The sequence below is a fragment of the Limnohabitans simekii (SeqCode) genome (assembly GCF_965234735.1).
Lineage (GTDB): Bacteria > Pseudomonadota > Gammaproteobacteria > Burkholderiales > Burkholderiaceae_C > Limnohabitans > Limnohabitans simekii.
The window spans coordinates 212,802-229,273 of the sequence record NZ_OZ248542.1 but is presented as its reverse complement, the minus strand read 5'-3'; the positions used below and the strand labels follow the sequence as shown (position 1 = coordinate 229,273).

The 16,472-nt window shown below is 58.4% G+C and carries 16 protein-coding genes; 7 read left to right on the top strand and 9 right to left on the bottom strand.

Going from position 1 to position 16,472, the window contains the following annotated elements; translation table 11 throughout:
* Nucleotides 1-33: 33 nt before the first annotated feature.
* The 5 genes from AC8GFP_RS07625 to AC8GFP_RS07605 are packed head-to-tail and all read right to left on the bottom strand — an operon-like array spanning nucleotide 34 to nucleotide 6,337.
* Nucleotides 34-996 (bottom strand): Tim44 domain-containing protein, encoded by a 963-nt coding sequence (locus tag AC8GFP_RS07625; RefSeq protein ID WP_506611849.1) that lies wholly within the window; start codon nucleotides 994-996, stop codon nucleotides 34-36.
* A gap of 34 nt (nucleotides 997-1,030) precedes the next feature.
* Entirely contained in the window at nucleotides 1,031-1,762 is a 732-nt protein-coding gene (ubiE, locus tag AC8GFP_RS07620) for a bifunctional demethylmenaquinone methyltransferase/2-methoxy-6-polyprenyl-1,4-benzoquinol methylase UbiE (protein ID WP_506611847.1), read from the bottom strand.
* A gap of 9 nt (nucleotides 1,763-1,771) precedes the next feature.
* Complete coding sequence (locus AC8GFP_RS07615) at nucleotides 1,772-2,182, bottom strand: gamma-butyrobetaine hydroxylase family protein (RefSeq protein ID WP_506611845.1); 411 nt, start codon at nucleotides 2,180-2,182, stop codon at nucleotides 1,772-1,774.
* A 4-nt stretch (nucleotides 2,183-2,186) separates the two neighbouring features.
* Entirely contained in the window at nucleotides 2,187-6,026 is a 3,840-nt protein-coding gene (locus AC8GFP_RS07610) for a DUF3683 domain-containing protein (RefSeq protein ID WP_506611843.1), read from the bottom strand.
* A 32-nt stretch (nucleotides 6,027-6,058) separates the two neighbouring features.
* Complete coding sequence (locus tag AC8GFP_RS07605; protein ID WP_506611841.1) at nucleotides 6,059-6,337, bottom strand: hypothetical protein; 279 nt, start codon at nucleotides 6,335-6,337, stop codon at nucleotides 6,059-6,061.
* A 25-nt stretch (nucleotides 6,338-6,362) separates the two neighbouring features.
* Here AC8GFP_RS07605 and hemA point away from each other — a divergent pair, with 25 nt between their 5' ends.
* The 4 genes from hemA to grxD are packed head-to-tail and all read left to right on the top strand — an operon-like array spanning nucleotide 6,363 to nucleotide 9,909.
* The gene (gene hemA / locus AC8GFP_RS07600; protein WP_506611839.1) at nucleotides 6,363-7,622 is read left to right on the top strand and encodes a glutamyl-tRNA reductase; all 1,260 of its coding nucleotides are present in this window, start codon (nucleotides 6,363-6,365) and stop codon (nucleotides 7,620-7,622) included.
* Between the two features lie 14 nt (nucleotides 7,623-7,636).
* Nucleotides 7,637-8,725 (top strand): peptide chain release factor 1, encoded by a 1,089-nt coding sequence (gene prfA / locus AC8GFP_RS07595; RefSeq protein WP_506611837.1) that lies wholly within the window; start codon nucleotides 7,637-7,639, stop codon nucleotides 8,723-8,725.
* Nucleotides 8,726-8,727: 2 nt separating this feature from the next.
* Entirely contained in the window at nucleotides 8,728-9,543 is an 816-nt protein-coding gene (gene prmC, locus AC8GFP_RS07590; protein ID WP_506612313.1) for a peptide chain release factor N(5)-glutamine methyltransferase, read from the top strand.
* A gap of 48 nt (nucleotides 9,544-9,591) precedes the next feature.
* Nucleotides 9,592-9,909, top strand: coding sequence for a Grx4 family monothiol glutaredoxin (gene grxD / locus AC8GFP_RS07585; RefSeq protein WP_506611835.1), 318 nt, complete (start codon nucleotides 9,592-9,594; stop codon nucleotides 9,907-9,909).
* A 3-nt stretch (nucleotides 9,910-9,912) separates the two neighbouring features.
* On the opposite strand, the gene AC8GFP_RS07580 is transcribed toward grxD, so the two are convergent.
* The gene (locus AC8GFP_RS07580; RefSeq protein ID WP_506611833.1) at nucleotides 9,913-10,524 is read right to left on the bottom strand and encodes a lytic transglycosylase domain-containing protein; all 612 of its coding nucleotides are present in this window, start codon (nucleotides 10,522-10,524) and stop codon (nucleotides 9,913-9,915) included.
* 368 nt (nucleotides 10,525-10,892) lie between these two features.
* Here AC8GFP_RS07580 and AC8GFP_RS07575 point away from each other — a divergent pair, with 368 nt between their 5' ends.
* Both AC8GFP_RS07575 and AC8GFP_RS07570 read left to right on the top strand, forming a co-directional pair.
* Nucleotides 10,893-11,174, top strand: a complete 282-nt coding sequence (locus AC8GFP_RS07575) for a BrnT family toxin (protein ID WP_506611832.1) — start codon at nucleotides 10,893-10,895, stop codon at nucleotides 11,172-11,174.
* Nucleotides 11,125-11,454 (top strand): BrnA antitoxin family protein, encoded by a 330-nt coding sequence (locus AC8GFP_RS07570; protein ID WP_506611830.1) that lies wholly within the window; start codon nucleotides 11,125-11,127, stop codon nucleotides 11,452-11,454. The genes AC8GFP_RS07575 and AC8GFP_RS07570 overlap by 50 nt, the downstream gene beginning before the upstream one ends.
* Before the next feature lie 291 nt (nucleotides 11,455-11,745).
* On the opposite strand, the gene AC8GFP_RS07565 is transcribed toward AC8GFP_RS07570, so the two are convergent.
* Nucleotides 11,746-13,488 (bottom strand): proline--tRNA ligase, encoded by a 1,743-nt coding sequence (locus tag AC8GFP_RS07565; RefSeq protein WP_506611828.1) that lies wholly within the window; start codon nucleotides 13,486-13,488, stop codon nucleotides 11,746-11,748.
* Nucleotides 13,489-13,594: 106 nt separating this feature from the next.
* Between AC8GFP_RS07565 and AC8GFP_RS07560 the strand changes: the two genes are divergently transcribed.
* Nucleotides 13,595-14,161, top strand: coding sequence for an RNA pyrophosphohydrolase (locus AC8GFP_RS07560; RefSeq protein WP_506611826.1), 567 nt, complete (start codon nucleotides 13,595-13,597; stop codon nucleotides 14,159-14,161).
* A gap of 56 nt (nucleotides 14,162-14,217) precedes the next feature.
* Here AC8GFP_RS07560 and proB read toward each other — a convergent pair whose 3' ends face one another.
* Nucleotides 14,218-15,360 (bottom strand): glutamate 5-kinase, encoded by a 1,143-nt coding sequence (gene proB / locus AC8GFP_RS07555; RefSeq protein ID WP_506611824.1) that lies wholly within the window; start codon nucleotides 15,358-15,360, stop codon nucleotides 14,218-14,220.
* The gene (gene obgE / locus AC8GFP_RS07550; protein ID WP_506611822.1) at nucleotides 15,353-16,444 is read right to left on the bottom strand and encodes a GTPase ObgE; all 1,092 of its coding nucleotides are present in this window, start codon (nucleotides 16,442-16,444) and stop codon (nucleotides 15,353-15,355) included. Before obgE ends, proB begins: the two co-directional genes overlap by 8 nt.
* Between the last annotated feature and the right edge of the window lie 28 nt (nucleotides 16,445-16,472).

The window sequence follows — 16,472 nt, the reverse complement described above, 5'->3', positions numbered from 1 at the left end:
GATTTGCCCAACTCGATGAATGAAATTGACTGATTATTGCAAGGCTTGAACACCCGCGACCAACCAACCGCTAGAGCCTTGTTTGGGCTTGGTCATGTTCCAAACTTCACGGAAGGGATTCGGTCCAGAGGCAGGATCTTCGCGAATCATGCCGGAAAACTCGATGCTGGCCATGTAACCTTCGCCCAAGTCCTCAATGCCCAGCAACTGCGCCTCCAGCATGACCACCTCCGTGGTATTGGGCCCTTGCACCAAAAGAGCGCGCTCGGCCAATTGAGATTGGATTTCAGCGACCATGTTGTCAGTCATCATGATGCGCAAAGCTGGAATGTCAGCCCGGTCCCAAGCGGCTTGCAAGCTGATGAAATTTTGTTTGGCTGCAGCCACAAATCCTGCAGCATCAAAACCATCGGGTATGGTCCAGTCGGCGCCATGACCAATCAGAGAAGCGCCAATGCGGGTGCTTTGACGAGACGCTGAAGAACTGGCGTCAAAGTAGCTTGCCTGTTGCTCCCACGGTCGGGCCGAGGCATCGTTGCCGATTTTGGCGGGGTTGTATGCCCGCATTTGGTCTGGGAAAGCTGCCGAATTACCCCCGCCATGAGCATCTGCATGTTGCATGGCACGGCGTCGCATGAACAAGCCCAAGGCCATCATCAAGACCAAGCCAGCCAAGCCAAGCATCAGAAACTGGCCAAACTCTGCACCCAGACCCATGGTGTGCGCCAACCAAGCCAATCCCAAACCAGCAGCCACACCGCCCAGCACGCCGCCCCATGAGCGACCAGCCATGGCTGTTTTGCCAAGGGGTGGTGATGAGGGTGTGACGCTAGGCGCAACTTGGGGGGCTTTGGCGGTGGTTGCTCGAGTGGCTTCGCGGTTGGTCACATTGCCAGACTGTTGTCCCATGGAGCGACCTGCACCAAAGCGTTTGGCTTCAACTTGAACACCCGTCAAGGCCAAGAGACAGACCAAAAGAAAGCTTGAGAACTTCATGAAATGCAGACTCCCGTGGTTCAAAACGCTTGATTCAACACTTGATGCCAACATGCAAGGCCACCACACCCAGGGACAGGTTGTGAATGTCCACATGCGCAAAGCCATTTTGTTGCATGAGGGCTTTGAGCGTGCTTTGGTCAGGGTGCATGCGAATCGACTCTGCCAGGTACCGGTAACTGGCATCGTCACCAGCCACCATTTTGCCCAGTCGCGGCAAAACCTGAAAGGAATACCAGTCATATAGCTTGGTCAGAGGTGGGGCTACTTTGGAAAATTCCAACACCATCAGTTTGCCGCCAGGCTTGAGCACACGCGCCATTTCGCGCAAGGCGCGATCCTTGTGGGTCATGTTGCGCAGTCCAAAGGCCACACAAACCAGGTCGAAACGCTCGTTGGTGAATGGCAATTGCTCAGCATCGCACACCGTGGTGGGCAGCAACTTGCCCTCGTCGGTCAAGCGGTTGCGCCCTTCGCGCAGCATGGCCAGGTTGATGTCGGTGTGCACCACCGTGCCGGTGCCGCCCACGTTCTCGGCGAAAGCCCCAGCCATGTCGCCGGTGCCGCCTGCAATGTCCAGCACTTGGTCGCCGGGCTTCAAGTTGGCCACCATCACGGTGTAAGCCTTCCAAGCGCGGTGCAAGCCCATGGACATGAGGTCGTTCATCACGTCGTATTTGGAGGCCACCGAATCGAAGACGCCGCGCACCCGACGTGCTTTGTCTTGCTCGTCCACTGTTTTGAAACCGAAGTCTGTGGTTGCCATGGGCTTGCCTTAAGAGTGACAGGCCGCGCCACCGCGCTCGGCCATGGGGGCATCGCGGTCCACACCGGCGGCTTGCAAACGCTGTTCATACTGCGCCCACAAGGACGCTTGCTGAGCGCCCAGGTTGTAGAGGTAATCCCAGGAAAAAATACCGCTGTTGTGGCCATCACTGAAGCTGGGTTGCACGCCGTAGTGGCCCACCGGTTCGAGTGCCGTGATGCCCACATGCCGCTTGCCGGTTTGCAACACCTCTTGCCCTGGGCCGTGGCCTTGCACTTCGGCGGAGGGACTGTAGACACGCATCAATTCAAAAGGAATCCGATAGGTGTTGCCATTGTCAAAGGCAATTTCAAGCACCTTGGACGCGTTGTGCAACACGATGTCCACGGGGTTTGGAGTGTGGGGTTGAAGTCCTGCCATGTTGTTACACCAAAACCCTTTCAATGCCACCTGCGTTGGCTACTTGCACATACTCGGCCATCCAGTTGTCGCCCAACAATTTCTTGGCCATTTCCACCACGATGTAATCGGCTTCGAGCAAGCCGTTTTGCAAATCATCTTGGAAACGGTTCAGACCAATCATGCAACTTGGACAGGACGTGAGCACCTTGATATTGTCTTCGGGCGCAGCCCAGCCCTTGTCGCGCAACGCCGCTTCACCAGCCAAGATTTCTTCTTCTTTGCGAAAGCGAATTTGGGTGGACACGTCGGGCCGCGCATAAGCCAAACCGCCGCTTTCACCGCAGCAACGTTTGCTCTCGAGCACCTGCTCACCCAGCAAGGCTTTGACGGTTTTCATCGGCGCTTGTTGCTTCATTGGGCTGTGGCAAGGGTCGTGGTAAAGGTAGCTTTGACCGCCGGGCAAGGTGATGCCTTTGCTCAGCAAGTACTCGTGGATATCGACAATCTTGCAGCCCGGGAAAATTTTGTCGAACTCGTAGCCTTGCAGTTGGTCAAAGCACGTGCCGCAACTGACCACCACGGTTTTGATGTCCAGGTAGTTCAAGGTGTTGGCCACACGGTGGAACAGCACCCGGTTGTCGGTGATGATTTTCTCGGCCTTGTCTTGCTGGCCCGAGCCGCGCTGCGGATAACCACAGCACAAATAGCCCGGCGGCAACACGGTTTGCACTCCCGCATGCCAGAGCATGGCTTGCGTGGCCAAGCCCACTTGGCTGAACAAGCGCTCGGAGCCGCAACCGGGGAAATAAAACACCGCTTCGGCATCAGCCGTGGTTTGTTGCGGGTTGCGGATGATCGGCACATAGTCGCGGTCTTCAATGTCCAACAAGGCTCGCGCGGTTTTGTTGGGCAAGCCCTTGGGCATTTTTTTATTCACGAAATGAATCACCTGCGCCTTCAAAGGCGCGGCACCGACCGTGGCTGGGGGATGCTTGGTTTGCTTGTGGGCCAAGGTGGCGAACAAGCCATGGGCCACCCGCTGCGCTTGCATGCCCAAACGGGTGAGTTGGTGCCCCAGTTGAATGGCTTGCGGGTTGACGGTTCCCACCAACCAAGACTGGAATGCCGACGCGGGTCGGAAACTTTGCCGACCCATTTTGCGCAACAGGTTGCGCATGTTCATGGTGACATCACCAAAGTCGATTTTCACCGGGCAAGGTGTGGCGCACTTGTGGCACACGGTGCAATGGTCTGACACGTCTTCAAACTCTTCCCAGTGCTTGATGGAGATGCCGCGGCGGGTTTGCTCTTCGTACAAAAAGGCTTCAATCAACAAGGAGGTGGCCAAAATTTTGTCGCGTGGGCTGTAGAGCAAATTGGCTCGCGGCACATGGGTGGCGCACACCGGCTTGCATTTGCCGCAACGCAAACAGTCTTTGATGGAGTCGGAAATGGCACCGATGTCCGACTGTTTCATGATGAGCGACTCGTGGCCCATCAAGCCAAAGCTGGGCGTGTAAGCGCGGCTCAGATCGGCGTTTTTCAGCAACTTGCCTTTGTTGAATCGACCCTCGGGGTCGATGCGGGCTTTGTAGTCGGCAAAGGGCTGCATCTCTTGCGGCGTGAGGTATTCCAACTTGGTGATGCCAATCCCGTGCTCGCCGGAGATGACGCCATCCAACGAACGCGCCAAGGCCATGATGCGGTCCACCGCTTCGTGCGCGGTTTGCAGCATCTCGTAGTCGTCACTGTTGACCGGCAAATTGGTGTGCACATTGCCGTCACCCGCGTGCATGTGCAGCGCGGCCCAGACCCGTCCTTTCAAGACGCGTTGGTGCACCGCATCGAACTCTTGGCGCAAGGGCGCGAACGCGGCGCCGCTGAACAAATCGTGCAACTGCGGGCGCAATTGGGTTTTCCAGCTGGCACGAAGTTCATGCGTTTGCAGTTGCAACAACAGTGCTTCAACATTGCTGAGCCAACCCAGCCACAAACTGCGCACTTCGGCAATGTGGGCACGGGCCTGGTCGATGCGCTCTTGCAGCAACTCTGGCGTGGGTGTGTCGGCGTCGTCTTCGGCCGCACCCAAGGGCAAACTTTCACGCGCCAACAAATTGTCGAGCGCATCGCACAGCGCAATTTTGTTGCGCAAGGAGAGTTCGATGTTGATGCGTTCGATGCCGTCGGTGTACTCGGCCATCCGCGGCAAGGGAATGACCACGTCTTCATTGATTTTGAAGGCGTTGGTGTGGCGGCTGATGGCCGCCGTGCGTTTGCGGTCGAGCCAAAACTTCTTGCGGGCTTCGGGGCTGACAGCGATGAAACCTTCGCCAGAACGGGCATTGGCCAAACGCACCACATCCGAGGTGACCCGCGCCACATCATCCGCATCGTCGCCGGCAATGTCGCCAAACAACACCATCTCGGGCATACCGCCGCGCTTGGATTTGGTGGTGTAGCCCACCGCTTTCAAATAGCGCTTGTCCAAATGTTCCAAGCCTGCCAACACCGTGCCGCTTTGTTTCGCCACCTCGAACATGTGGTTCTTGATGTCGACGATGCTGGGCACGGCTTCATGCGCCGAGCCGAAAAACTCCAGGCACACCGTTCGGGTGTGGCTGGGCATGCGGTGCAAGATCCAGCGGGCACTGGTGATCAAGCCATCGCAACCTTCTTTTTGAATGCCCGGCAGACCGCTTAAAAATTTATCGGTGACGTCTTTGCCCAAACCCGCTTTGCGAAAGCTGGCGCCCGGAATGTCCAAACGGTCTGAACGCAGCGGCGTCACACCATCGGCTTCAAAATAATGCAGCTCAAAACTCGCCACCTCGGCATCGTGGATCTTGCCCAGGTTGTGGTTGATGCGAATCACCTCCAGCCATTGCGCGTCTGGGGTGACCATGCGCCAGCTGGCCAGGTTGTCCAGCGCCGTGCCCCACAGCACGGCTTTTTTGCCACCCGCATTCATGGCGATGTTGCCGCCGATGCAAGAAGCTTCTGCCGATGTGGGATCGACGGCAAACACCAAACCTGCTTGCTCGGCCAGATCGGCCACGCGCTGCGTGACGACACCGGCTTCGGTGTGCACCGTGGGCACGGTGTGGCTCAGGCCCGGCAACACCAAGTGCTCCACCTGCCCGATGGTTTCCAGCTTTTCGGTGTTGATGACCACGCTTTTCCAAGTCAGGGGAATCGCGCCGCCGGTGTAACCGGTGCCGCCGCCGCGCGGCACGATGGTCAGCTCTAAATCAATACAGGCTTTGACCAGCAAGGCCATTTCTTTTTCAGTGTCTGGAGCCAACACGACAAACGGGTATTCCACCCGCCAATCGGTGGCATCGGTCACATGGGACACCCGACTCATGGCGTCGAATTTGATGTTATCTAGGGCGGTGTGTTTGCGCAATGCACGTTTGGCACGGCTTCGAAGTTTGTCTACCACCCCAAATTGCGCGGCAAAAGCCTTGACCGCCTGCTGGGCTTGGTCAATCAGTTGACCCACCAGCGCATCGCGTTCGCCGTCCAGGTCTTTGGTGCGTCGGGTGTGCACTTCGCGCAAGCGGTGCTGCAAGGCATCCACCAACAACTTGCGCCGCTTGGGGTTGTCCAGCAAGTCGTCTTGCAAATACGGGTTGCGCTGCACCACCCAGATGTCACCCAACACTTCGTAGAGCATGCGGGCAGAACGTCCGGTGCGTCGTTCAGCCCGCAAGGCTTCCAAAATCTGCCACGCCGGGTCGCCCAGCAAGCGAATGACGATTTCGCGGTCGGAAAACGAGGTGTAGTTGTAGGGAATTTCGCGAAGCCGAGGACCGTCTTGGACGGCCATTGACAAATGGTGGAGGGGCGTTGGCGCGTTCATGAATAAGTCTTGAATATTAACCTAGGGCCTTCTCAAGCAGTCTTTTCACGACTTAATAACCATTGGCTGCTCGCTATCGCCAAGACCATGGCGGTGTAACTGATCATCTTGCCGTCTTGCCCCAACAGCAGCAAACCCAGCAAAAGCATGGCGCAACCCGCCAAGCTGTTCAGGACAAACTTCTTTTTCCAAGCCTTCCAAGCTTGTTCTTGGCGCCATACCAAGGGATAGATGAGGGTGATCCATGCGGCTACGCCAAGTGCAGGCGCAATGAAATTGACCACGTGAACAGAAAGCGACAGAAGATCCATCACTTCAATTTTATAATCACCCCCTATGTCTGTTTGGGCGCTCGGTCTCAACCACACCACCGCACCACTTGATTTGCGGGGGCGCTTTGCCTTTGCTGTCGAACAAATGGGTCCGGTGCTCGAAGGTTTTCGCCAAAGCATTGGCGGCCAAACCGAAGCCACCATCCTCTCCACCTGCAACCGCACCGAAATTTACTGTGCCTCTCAGCAGGTGTCGCTTCCCCAAACCATGTCTTGGTTGGCCCAGTCCGGCGGTGTCAGCACCGATGCCCTCGAAGGCCACACCTACAGCCTGCTGGGCGATGAAGCCGCTCGCCACGCGTTTCGCGTGGCCAGTGGTCTCGATTCGATGGTCTTGGGCGAGCCGCAAATCTTGGGTCAACTGAAAGACGCGGTGCGCGTGGCCCGCGAGGCGGGGGCTTTGGGTTCCACCTTGCACCAAATGTTCCAGCGTTCTTTCGCTGTCGCCAAGCAGGTGCGCAGCAGCACCGAAATTGGCGCCCACAGCATCAGCATGTCCGCTGCCTCGGTGCGCTTGGCGGGACAGTTGTTTGAAGACCTGAGCAAAATCAATGTGCTTTTCGTTGGTGCTGGCGAAATGATCGAACTGTGCGCCGCCCACTTTTCGGCCAAATCACCGAAGTCCATGACCGTGGCCAACCGCACCTCGGAGCGCGGCGAACACCTGGCCCAGCAAATCGGTGCGCGTTTCATGCATTTGGCCGAGCTGCCCAACCGGTTGCACGAGTTTGATGCCGTCATCAGTTGCACCGCCAGCACCTTGCCGCTGATTGGCCTGGGTGCCGTCGAACGGGCCCTGAAAAACCGCCGCAACAACCCGATGTTCATGGTCGATTTGGCCGTGCCCCGCGACATCGAACCCGAGGTGAAATCACTGCGTGATGTCTACCTGTACACCGTCGACGACTTGTCCCAGGTGGTGCAAACCGGCCAAGCCAGCCGTCAAGCAGCCGTGGCTGAAGCCGAAGAAATCATCGATGCAGGCGTGAAAAGTTTTGTGCATTGGCTGGACCAACGCTCCGACGTCCCCCTGATTCAACAACTCAACCAGCAAGCCGAAGCCTGGCGCAGCGCCGAGTTGCAACGCGCCCAAAAAATGCTGGCCAAAGGCGAGCCGGTTGAAGCCGTGCTGGAAGCCATGGCCAAAGGCCTCACGCAAAAAATGCTGCACGGCGCCATGACCGAGCTTCATGCCGACGAAGCCCATGCCCGCCAAGAAGCCCGCAGCGCCATCGAACACTTCTTCTTGCGCTCCAGCCGTTAGCTGAGGCTACCCCTATGAAACCTTTCATCCGCGCTCAGCTTGAGCGCTCGGTGCAACGCCTGTCCGAGCTGGATTTTTTGCTGTCCCGCGAAGACATCATGCAAGACATGACCCAGTTCATGGTGCTGTCGCGCGAACATGCCGAGGTGGTGGCCTTGGTCACGCCCTATCAAAAATGGCTGCAACACAGCGCCGACCTTGAAGCCGCCCTAGCCATGCTGCAAGACCCCGACCCAGAGGTGCAGGCCATGGCGCAAGAAGAATTGGCGCACGGCAGCGCAGGCATGGCCACGCTGGAAGCGCAGTTGCAACGCATGCTGCTGCCCAAAGACCCAGACGACGCACGCAACGCGTTTTTAGAAATCCGCGCTGGCACGGGCGGCGACGAATCCGCGTTGTTCGCCGGTGATTTGCTGCGCCTGTACACCCGCTATTGCGCCAGCCAACAGTGGCGCGTCGAGGTGATCAGCGAGTCGGCCAGTGAATTGGGCGGCTACAAAGAGGTGGTGATTCGCATTGAAGGCGCTGGCGTTTATGGGGCACTGAAGTTCGAGTCGGGTGGCCATCGGGTGCAGCGTGTGCCCGCCACCGAAACCCAGGGCCGCATCCACACCAGCGCTTGCACCGTGGCGGTGTTGGCCGAGCCTGACGAAGCGCAAGCCATTCAAATCAACCCCTCTGAGTTGCGCATCGACACCTTCCGCGCCAGCGGCGCGGGCGGCCAGCACATCAACAAAACCGACTCGGCGGTGCGCATCACCCACTTGCCCACCGGCATCGTCGCCGAATGCCAAGACGGGCGCAGCCAGCACAGCAACAAGGCGCAAGCGCTGCGGGTGCTGACCGCTCGCATTCAAGAAAAAGACCGCGCCGAACGCGCCGCCAAAGACGCCGCCGAGCGCAAATCCTTGATTGGCAGCGGCGACCGCTCCGACCGCATCCGCACCTACAACTTCCCGCAAGGGCGCTTCACCGACCACCGCATCAACCTCACGCTTTACAAATTGTTGGCCATCATGGAAGGCGACTTGGGCGATGTGATTGAGGCGCTGCAAGCGTATGAAGCGGCCGAGCAATTGGCGGCTTTGGAAGGCCAAACGTGAACATGGCGCAGGCCTTGCAACAGGCCAAAGCGCAGGGCTTGGACCATTTGGAAGCCCAAACTTTGCTGCTGCATGCGGTGGCACAGGACCCGCACGACCGCGCTTGGCTGCTGGTGCACGACACGGACTTCCTTGACGCCGAACAACTGAGCCGTTTCAACGCATTGGTGGAACGCCGCTTGCAGCACGACCCCTTGGCTTACCTCATTGGTTGGCAAGACTTCCACGGTCTGCGTTTGCAAGTGGACAAGCGGGTCTTGGTGCCGCGCCCCGATACCGAAACCTTGGTGGATTGGGCGCTGGAGATCGGCCCGCCAGCCGCAGAGGTGTTGGACTTGGGCACAGGCAGCGGGGCCATTGCACTGGCCCTGAAACACGCTCGCCCAGATTGGCTGATGAGTGCCGTGGACGCCAGTGATGACGCCTTGCAAGTAGCGCAAGCCAATGCCCAGCGACTCGGTTTGGCGGTGTCTTTTCTGCATGGCGACTGGCTCAGCGGCGTGCAAGGCCGCTTTGATGTGATCGTGTCCAACCCACCCTATATCGCGGACGACGACCCGCATTTGCCTGCCCTGCAAGCCGAACCCCAAGCAGCTTTGGTCAGCGGTACGGACGGTTTGGACGACATCCGAACAATTGCCGCGCAGGCCCCGGCGCATCTGCTGCCCGGCGGCTGGCTGCTGTTAGAGCACGGCCATGACCAAGCCGATGCTGTGCAAGCCTTGCTGCAACAAGCGGGCTTTGACCAAGTGCAAAGCCGCAAGGACCTCGCGGGCATCCCGCGCTGCACCGGTGGCAGGTGGCCAGAAGTGAAATAATCCCCCCTTAGCGGGCGCAAAGCCTCGGTTTTTTATTTGGAGCCAGAAATGACAGACGTGCATCAACGCATCGACCAATTGGTCAAAGACAACGACATCGTGTTATTCATGAAGGGCAACGCCAGCTTCCCCATGTGCGGTTTTTCGGGCCGCGCCATTCAGCTGCTCAAGGCCAGCGGCGTGGACACCAAAACCCTCACCACCATCAATGTGCTGGACGACGCCGAGATTCGCCAAGGCATCAAGGAATACAGCAACTGGCCCACCATCCCACAGCTGTATGTGAAGGGTGAATTCATCGGCGGCTCGGACATCATGACCGAGATGTATGAAAGTGGCGAACTGCCCAAGGTGCTGGGCGCTTAAAGCTCAGGGCTGCCAGCGCCGCTGGGCAGCCAACACCGCCCGCGGATAGGCCAACTGGCCCCGGCTGCCGTTGTAACGGCCCAAAGCCATGTGCACATCGCCCTGCTCTATCGCCAAGTAGTGGCGCAAGATGACGCAACCAAAGCGCAGATTCGCCTGCCACTGAAACAACACCGAGGCGTCCCCTGTGCCCAACTGGCGGGTCCAAAAAGGCATCACCTGCATCGCGCCCCGCGCCCCGGCGCTGCTGATGGCGAACTTTCTGAAACCACTTTCCACCTCAATCAGTCCCAGCACCAATGAGGGCTCCAGCGCAGCGCGTTGGCTTTCATACCAAACGGTTTGCAAAAACGCCAACTGCAATTCGGGCGAGGCCAGCTCGGGCAAACGCCATTGGCCTTGTTTGTTTCGCAGCCTTCTGGCCAATTGGGTTTGGCTGTGCGCCAGCCACAGCTGGTAGGCCTGTTCGTCTTGCGGCGTGGGCAAATACGGCGTGGGCGGCGGCAAGTCGGCCACGGCAGAAGACATGGCGATGCGCACCGAATCCGCCAAGTGTTCTTCGCGCTGGGGACCAGCCCAGGTGGCGGTTGCCGAAAGGCAGAGGAGACCTGCCAAAAATGGTTTCAATTTGTTAATCAAGCTCAGGTGGTGGTCTTAACGTTTGCATGACACGCTTCTCGGGAAGCTTCAAAAGTCCTCTGGCTTCGTCAGTCATGAGCAATTCTTTCAAGCCAGACCGCGAGTTGACTTTTTGGGGATAGAGCACTGGCTTGGTGTCATGTTTTGAATCTGTTGGCTTATCCATAGATTCCTCTCACGATTGAAAGGGGAGAAGTTTAGACGCCGATTAACGCATTTGTTGGCTTCGCATTTGCAGGATTTTTGGGTTGCACGCCATTTACTGAATATTTTTTAATTCATTATTTGGTACTTTTAGAGAGAATTGGGAGATTTATTTGATGATTAATTGAATGTACAATTAAATGAAGATTGAGTTCGATCCCATCAAGCGCGGCCAAACCCTGCTGCATCGGGGCTTGGATTTTGCAGATTGTCAGCGTGCTTTTGAGGGCGTGACCTACACCTTTGAAGACATTCGAAAAGGCTATGGTGAAACTCGGTTCATCACTTGGGCGCTCATGCGAAGCAGGCTGGTGGTCATTGTTTGGACGCCGCGCGGCGCGGTTCGCCGAATCATCTCACTGAGGAAAGCCAATGAGCGTGAAACCGACATCTTCAACCAAGCCTTGGAACGATCCGGATGACGCGCCTGCATTGACCGAGGCGGACATGTTGCTCGGCACTTGGCGGGTCGGCGATGTTCCCGTTGAAGCCAGCGTCGGCAAAGCCTTGGCCCAAAAAGGCTTGAGGGGGCGGCCAGTTGGCAGCGTTCAAGCGCAGCACAAACGCCCCACGACGCTCAGATTGGACGAGGATGTGTTGCGACGATGGCGAGCCAGTGGTAAGGGCTGGCAAACACGGGCCGCTGAATTGCTGGCTGCCCACGCGCCCGCTGGGCCATCATCAGTGTCTCCATCTGACTAGCCCAGAAACATCACGCCAGAGCCGCACGGCTTGGGGACCATTTTTTGAGCGAAAGACCAGAAAAATGCGTCCTCAGGGCGGGCGGCTCAAGCGCGACTGCGGCGCGAAATGAATTGAAACTGACCCCTATTTTTCGACAGATCGTGATACAAGTTTTCAGCAAAACGTTGAGTTCATGTATCATAAAAACGGCTGCAAGCCCCGCCCATGCTGACCACCCCCTCAAAACAGGGCATTTTGAGGCCATCTAAAAACAGCTCGAAATTTAGAATAATTGGAATCTGACCCCAATTACCCCAACTTGGCCTTCAACATGCCCGCCACCTCAGCCAACGCCCACTTGCTGGCTTCGGCATCGCGGCGGTGCTGGTATTCCACCAAGCCTTCTTTCAGGCCACGGTCGCCGATGGTGACGCGGTGCGGCACGCCAATCAGTTCCCAGTCGGCAAACATGGCGCCGGGGCGCTCGCCACGGTCGTCCAAGATCACGTCCACGCCAGCGGCCAGCAAGTTGCCGTACAGCTGCTCGGCGGCGGCTTTCACTTCGGGACTGCGGTCGGCACCGATGGGGCAGACCACCACGGTGAACGGCGCCAAGGCGTCCGGCCAGATGATGCCCTTGGCGTCATGGTTTTGCTCGATGGCCGCTGCCGGTAAGCGGGTGATACCGATGCCGTAGCAGCCCATCTCGAAGGGTTTGGGTTTGCCGTCTTCGTCCAAAAACGTGGCGTTCATGGCCTGGCTGTACTTGGTGCCAAGGTAAAAAATATGACCCACTTCAATGCCGCGCTCGATGGCCAACACGCCTTGGCCGTCGGGCGAGGCGTCGCCAGCCACGACGTTGCGGATGTCGGCCACGAGGTCGGGTTCGGGCAAATCGCGGCCCCAATTCACGCCGGTCATGTGGAAGTCTTCGGCATTGGCGCCGCAGACCCAGTCGGCCATCACGGCCACTTCCAAGTCGGCCACCACCTTCAAGGCTTGCACCAAATTCACGGGGCCCAAGTAGCCGGGTTTGCAGCCAAAGTGCGTGTCAATTTCGGCCAATGTGGCAAAGCGAAAACCTTTGTCGAAGCCGGGCAACTTGCCCACTTTCACCTCGTTCATGTCGTGGTCACCGCGCACCAAGAGCAGCCACACCTGTGACTTCAGAACTTCACCCTGCTCGTTCAATTCATCGGTGGCCAGCACCAAAGATTTGACGGTCTGCGTGAGCGGCAAGCCCAGCAACACGGCGACATCGGCGCAGGTGCTTTTACCAGGCGTGGGGGTTTTGGTCAGGGCTTGGGCAGGGGCTGGGCGCGGCTGGCTTGGTGCCAGCGCCTGCGCTTTTTCCATGTTGGCGGCGTAGTCGCTGCTGGGGCAATAGACGATGGCGTCTTCGCCGGTGGCGGCCATCACCTGAAATTCCTCGGACAAATCGCCGCCAATCGCGCCACTGTCGGCGGCCACGGCGCGGTATTGCAAGCCAAAGCGGTCGAAGATGCGGCGGTAAGCCTGCGCCATGTTTTGGTAGCTGATCTGCGCGGCCGCGCTGGTGCGGTCAAAGCTGTAGGCGTCTTTCATGATGAACTCGCGGCCCCGCATCAGGCCAAAGCGGGGGCGGCGTTCATCACGGAATTTGGTTTGAATTTGGTAGAAATTTTTCGGCAGCTGCTTGTAGCTGCGCAGTTCTTGGCGGGCGATGTCGGTCACCACTTCTTCGCTGGTGGGCTGGATCACGAAGTCGCGGCCGTGGCGGTCTTTGATGCGCAGCAGCTCGGGGCCCATTTTCTCGAAGCGCCCGGTTTCTTGCCACAGCTCGGCGGGTTGCACCACCGGCATGGTCAGCTCGACCGCCATGGCGCGGTTCATTTCCTCGCGCACGATGGCTTCCACCTTGCGGATGACCCGCAAGCCCATGGGCATGTAGGTGTAAATGCCCGCACCCAATTTTTTGATCATGCCGGCTCGCATCATCAGCTGGTGGCTGGCCACTTCGGCGTCGGCGGGGGCTTCTTTGAGGGTGGAGATGAGGAACTGTGAGGCTTTCATGCGCTAGTGAGGGGTCGCTTGGGACCAGAGAAAACGTGGGTTGAGCCTCTTGATGACAGCCGCTTGCTGTGCATAATGGCCTCAGTTGAAATTTTGAGGTTTGATTATGCTTGACCGGGACGGCTTTCGGCCCAACGTCGGCATCATTTTGCTCAACCAAAGAAACCAGGTTTTTTGGGGCAAGCGCATCCGAACCCACAGTTGGCAGTTCCCCCAGGGTGGCATCGACCGCGGTGAAACACCCGAGCAAGCGATGTTCAGGGAGCTGCAAGAAGAAGTGGGCCTGCAATCGGAACATGTGCGCATCGTTGCCCGAACCCGGGACTGGTTGCGCTATGAGGTGCCAGATCGGTACATCCGCAGGGATGCTCGCGGCCATTACAAAGGGCAAAAACAAATTTGGTTTTTGTTGCAGCTGGTGGTGCCCGACCACGCCCTGAACCTGCGCGCCAGCACCCATCCCGAGTTTGACGCTTGGCGCTGGAACAACTACTGGGTGCCCTTGGAATCGGTGGTGGAGTTCAAACGCGGCGTCTATGAAATGGCGCTCACCGAGCTGTCGCGTTATTTGCCGCGCCAAGAACCGCGCACCCGTTTTTTGCGACAAGGCGCTCGGGCCATCCACCCAGAGCCCTTTGAAGCGGACAAGCCGGCCGCCTCAGATACCAACTGAGCGAGTGGGTTTGAGGTTTTGGCGCTGATTCAAAGCACCTGCTTTTGCGGCAAGCTTCAAGCGCCGCGCATCAGCACCAGGTTGTCGCGGTGCACCATCTCGGCCTCGGCCACGTAACCCAGCAGGCTTTGAATGTCGGTGGATGATTTTTTGCACAACAAGCGGCATTCGGCGCTGGCGTAATTGGCCAAGCCGCGGGCGATTTCCACGCCTTGCGCGTCGCAAATGGCGATCACATCGCCACGAGAAAACTCACCCTTGACGCTTTCCATGCCGATGGGCAACAGGCTTTTGCCTTCTTGCACCACTTTGTGCGCGGCACCCGCGTCAATGCCGATGGCACCACGCAATTGCAGATGGTCGGCCATCCATTGTTTGCGGGCTTGCTGCTTTTGGGTGGGCGCGACCAACAAAGTGCCAATGCTTTCGCCAGCGGCCAAGCGCAGCAAGGCGTTGGGTTCGCGTCCCCAAGCGATGACCGTACTGGCACCTGATCCCGCCGCGCGTTTGGCCGCCAAGATTTTGGTCAGCATGCCGCCGCGCCCAATGCTGGAACCCGCTCCACCGGCCATCAGTTCGAGCTGCGGGTCACCGGCCTGGCCCGTGGGGATGAGCTGGGCGCTGGGGTCTTTGCGCGGGTCGGCGCTGAACAGGCCCTTTTGGTCGGTCAGGATGACCAGCGCATCGGCTTCCACCAAATTGGCCACCAAGGCACCCAAGGTGTCGTTGTCGCCGAATTTGATTTCGTCGTTCACCACCGTGTCGTTTTCATTGATGACCGGCAAGACGCGGTGCGCCAACAAGGTGTTCAAGGTGGAGCGGGCGTTCAGGTAGCGTTCGCGGTCGGCCAAGTCGGCGTGGGTCAAGAGCACCTGGGCGCTGCCCAAGCCGTGCTCGCGCAACTTGGTTTCGTACATGTGCACCAAGCCCATTTGGCCCACCGCCGCAGCGGCTTGCAATTCATGCACTTCATGCGGCCGGGTGGCCCAGCCCAAGCGTTTCATGCCTTCGGCAATGGCGCCGCTGGAAACCATGATGATTTCGCGTGGTGGCTCGGTGGTCATCAGCACGGCGATTTGTCGGCACCATTCGCCAATCGCCACATCGTCCAAACCACGGCCTTCGTTGGTGACCAGGCTGGAGCCCACCTTCACCACGATGCGACGGGCATCCCGCAAAACAGGGTTGTGATCAGGCATGGTCGGGCGCGGGGGTATCGATGGGGGCCACGGCAAAACGCGGATCGGGCGCTTCTTCCACCTGGGTGGATTTGAACTGCGCTTGTAGATGGTCAAACACCGCCCGCACCAAGCCTTCGCAGCCTTCGCGGTTGAGCGCCGAAATTTCAAACACCGGCCCTTTGAACTTGAAGCGTTTGACGAAGTCTTTCACCCGGGCCGCGCGTTCTTCGGCGGGCACCATGTCAAGCTTGTTGAGCACCAGCCAGCGCGGCTTGGCGTACAGCGCGGGGTCGTATTTTTTCAACTCCAGCACGATGGCTTTGGCCTGCGCCACGGGGTCAACAGCCTCGTCAAAGGGGGCCAAATCGACCATGTGCAACAGCAAACGGGTGCGCTGCAAATGGCGCAAAAACTGATGGCCCAAACCCGCGCCCTCGGCGGCACCTTCAATCAAGCCGGGGACATCGGCCACCACAAAGCTTTGCTCGGCGGCCACGCGCACCACGCCCAAATTGGGGTGCAAGGTGGTGAACGGGTAGTCGGCGATTTTGGGGCGAGCGTTGGAGATGGCGCTGATGAGGGTGGACTTGCCAGCGTTGGGCATCCCAAGCAAACCCACGTCGGCCAAGACCTTCAATTCCAACTTCAGGTTCTTGCGGTCGCCGGGCCAACCAGGTGTTTTTTGCCGGGGTGCGCGGTTGATGGCGCTTTTGAAACGCATGTTGCCAAAGCCGCCGTCACCGCCTTTGGCGATCATGATGACCTCACCGGGCGTGAGCAACTCAAACAACACATCGTTGGTTTCGGCGTCAATCAGCAAGGTGCCCACCGGCATTTTCAAGATGATGTCGTCACCGGCTGCGCCAAACATGTCCGAGCCCATGCCGTGTTGGCCGCGTTTGGCTTCGTAGCGTTTGGAGAATCGGTAATCGACCAAGGTGTTCAAGGCGGCGTCGGCCACCGCAAACACATGGCCACCGCGGCCACCATCGCCGCCATTGGGGCCGCCAAATTCCTTGTACTTTTCGTGACGGAAGGACACGCAGCCATTCCCGCCGTCTCCGGCGATGATGTCAATGTAGGCTTCGTCAACAAATTTCATAGGGGTATCTTAAAGAGAAAAGCCCCGA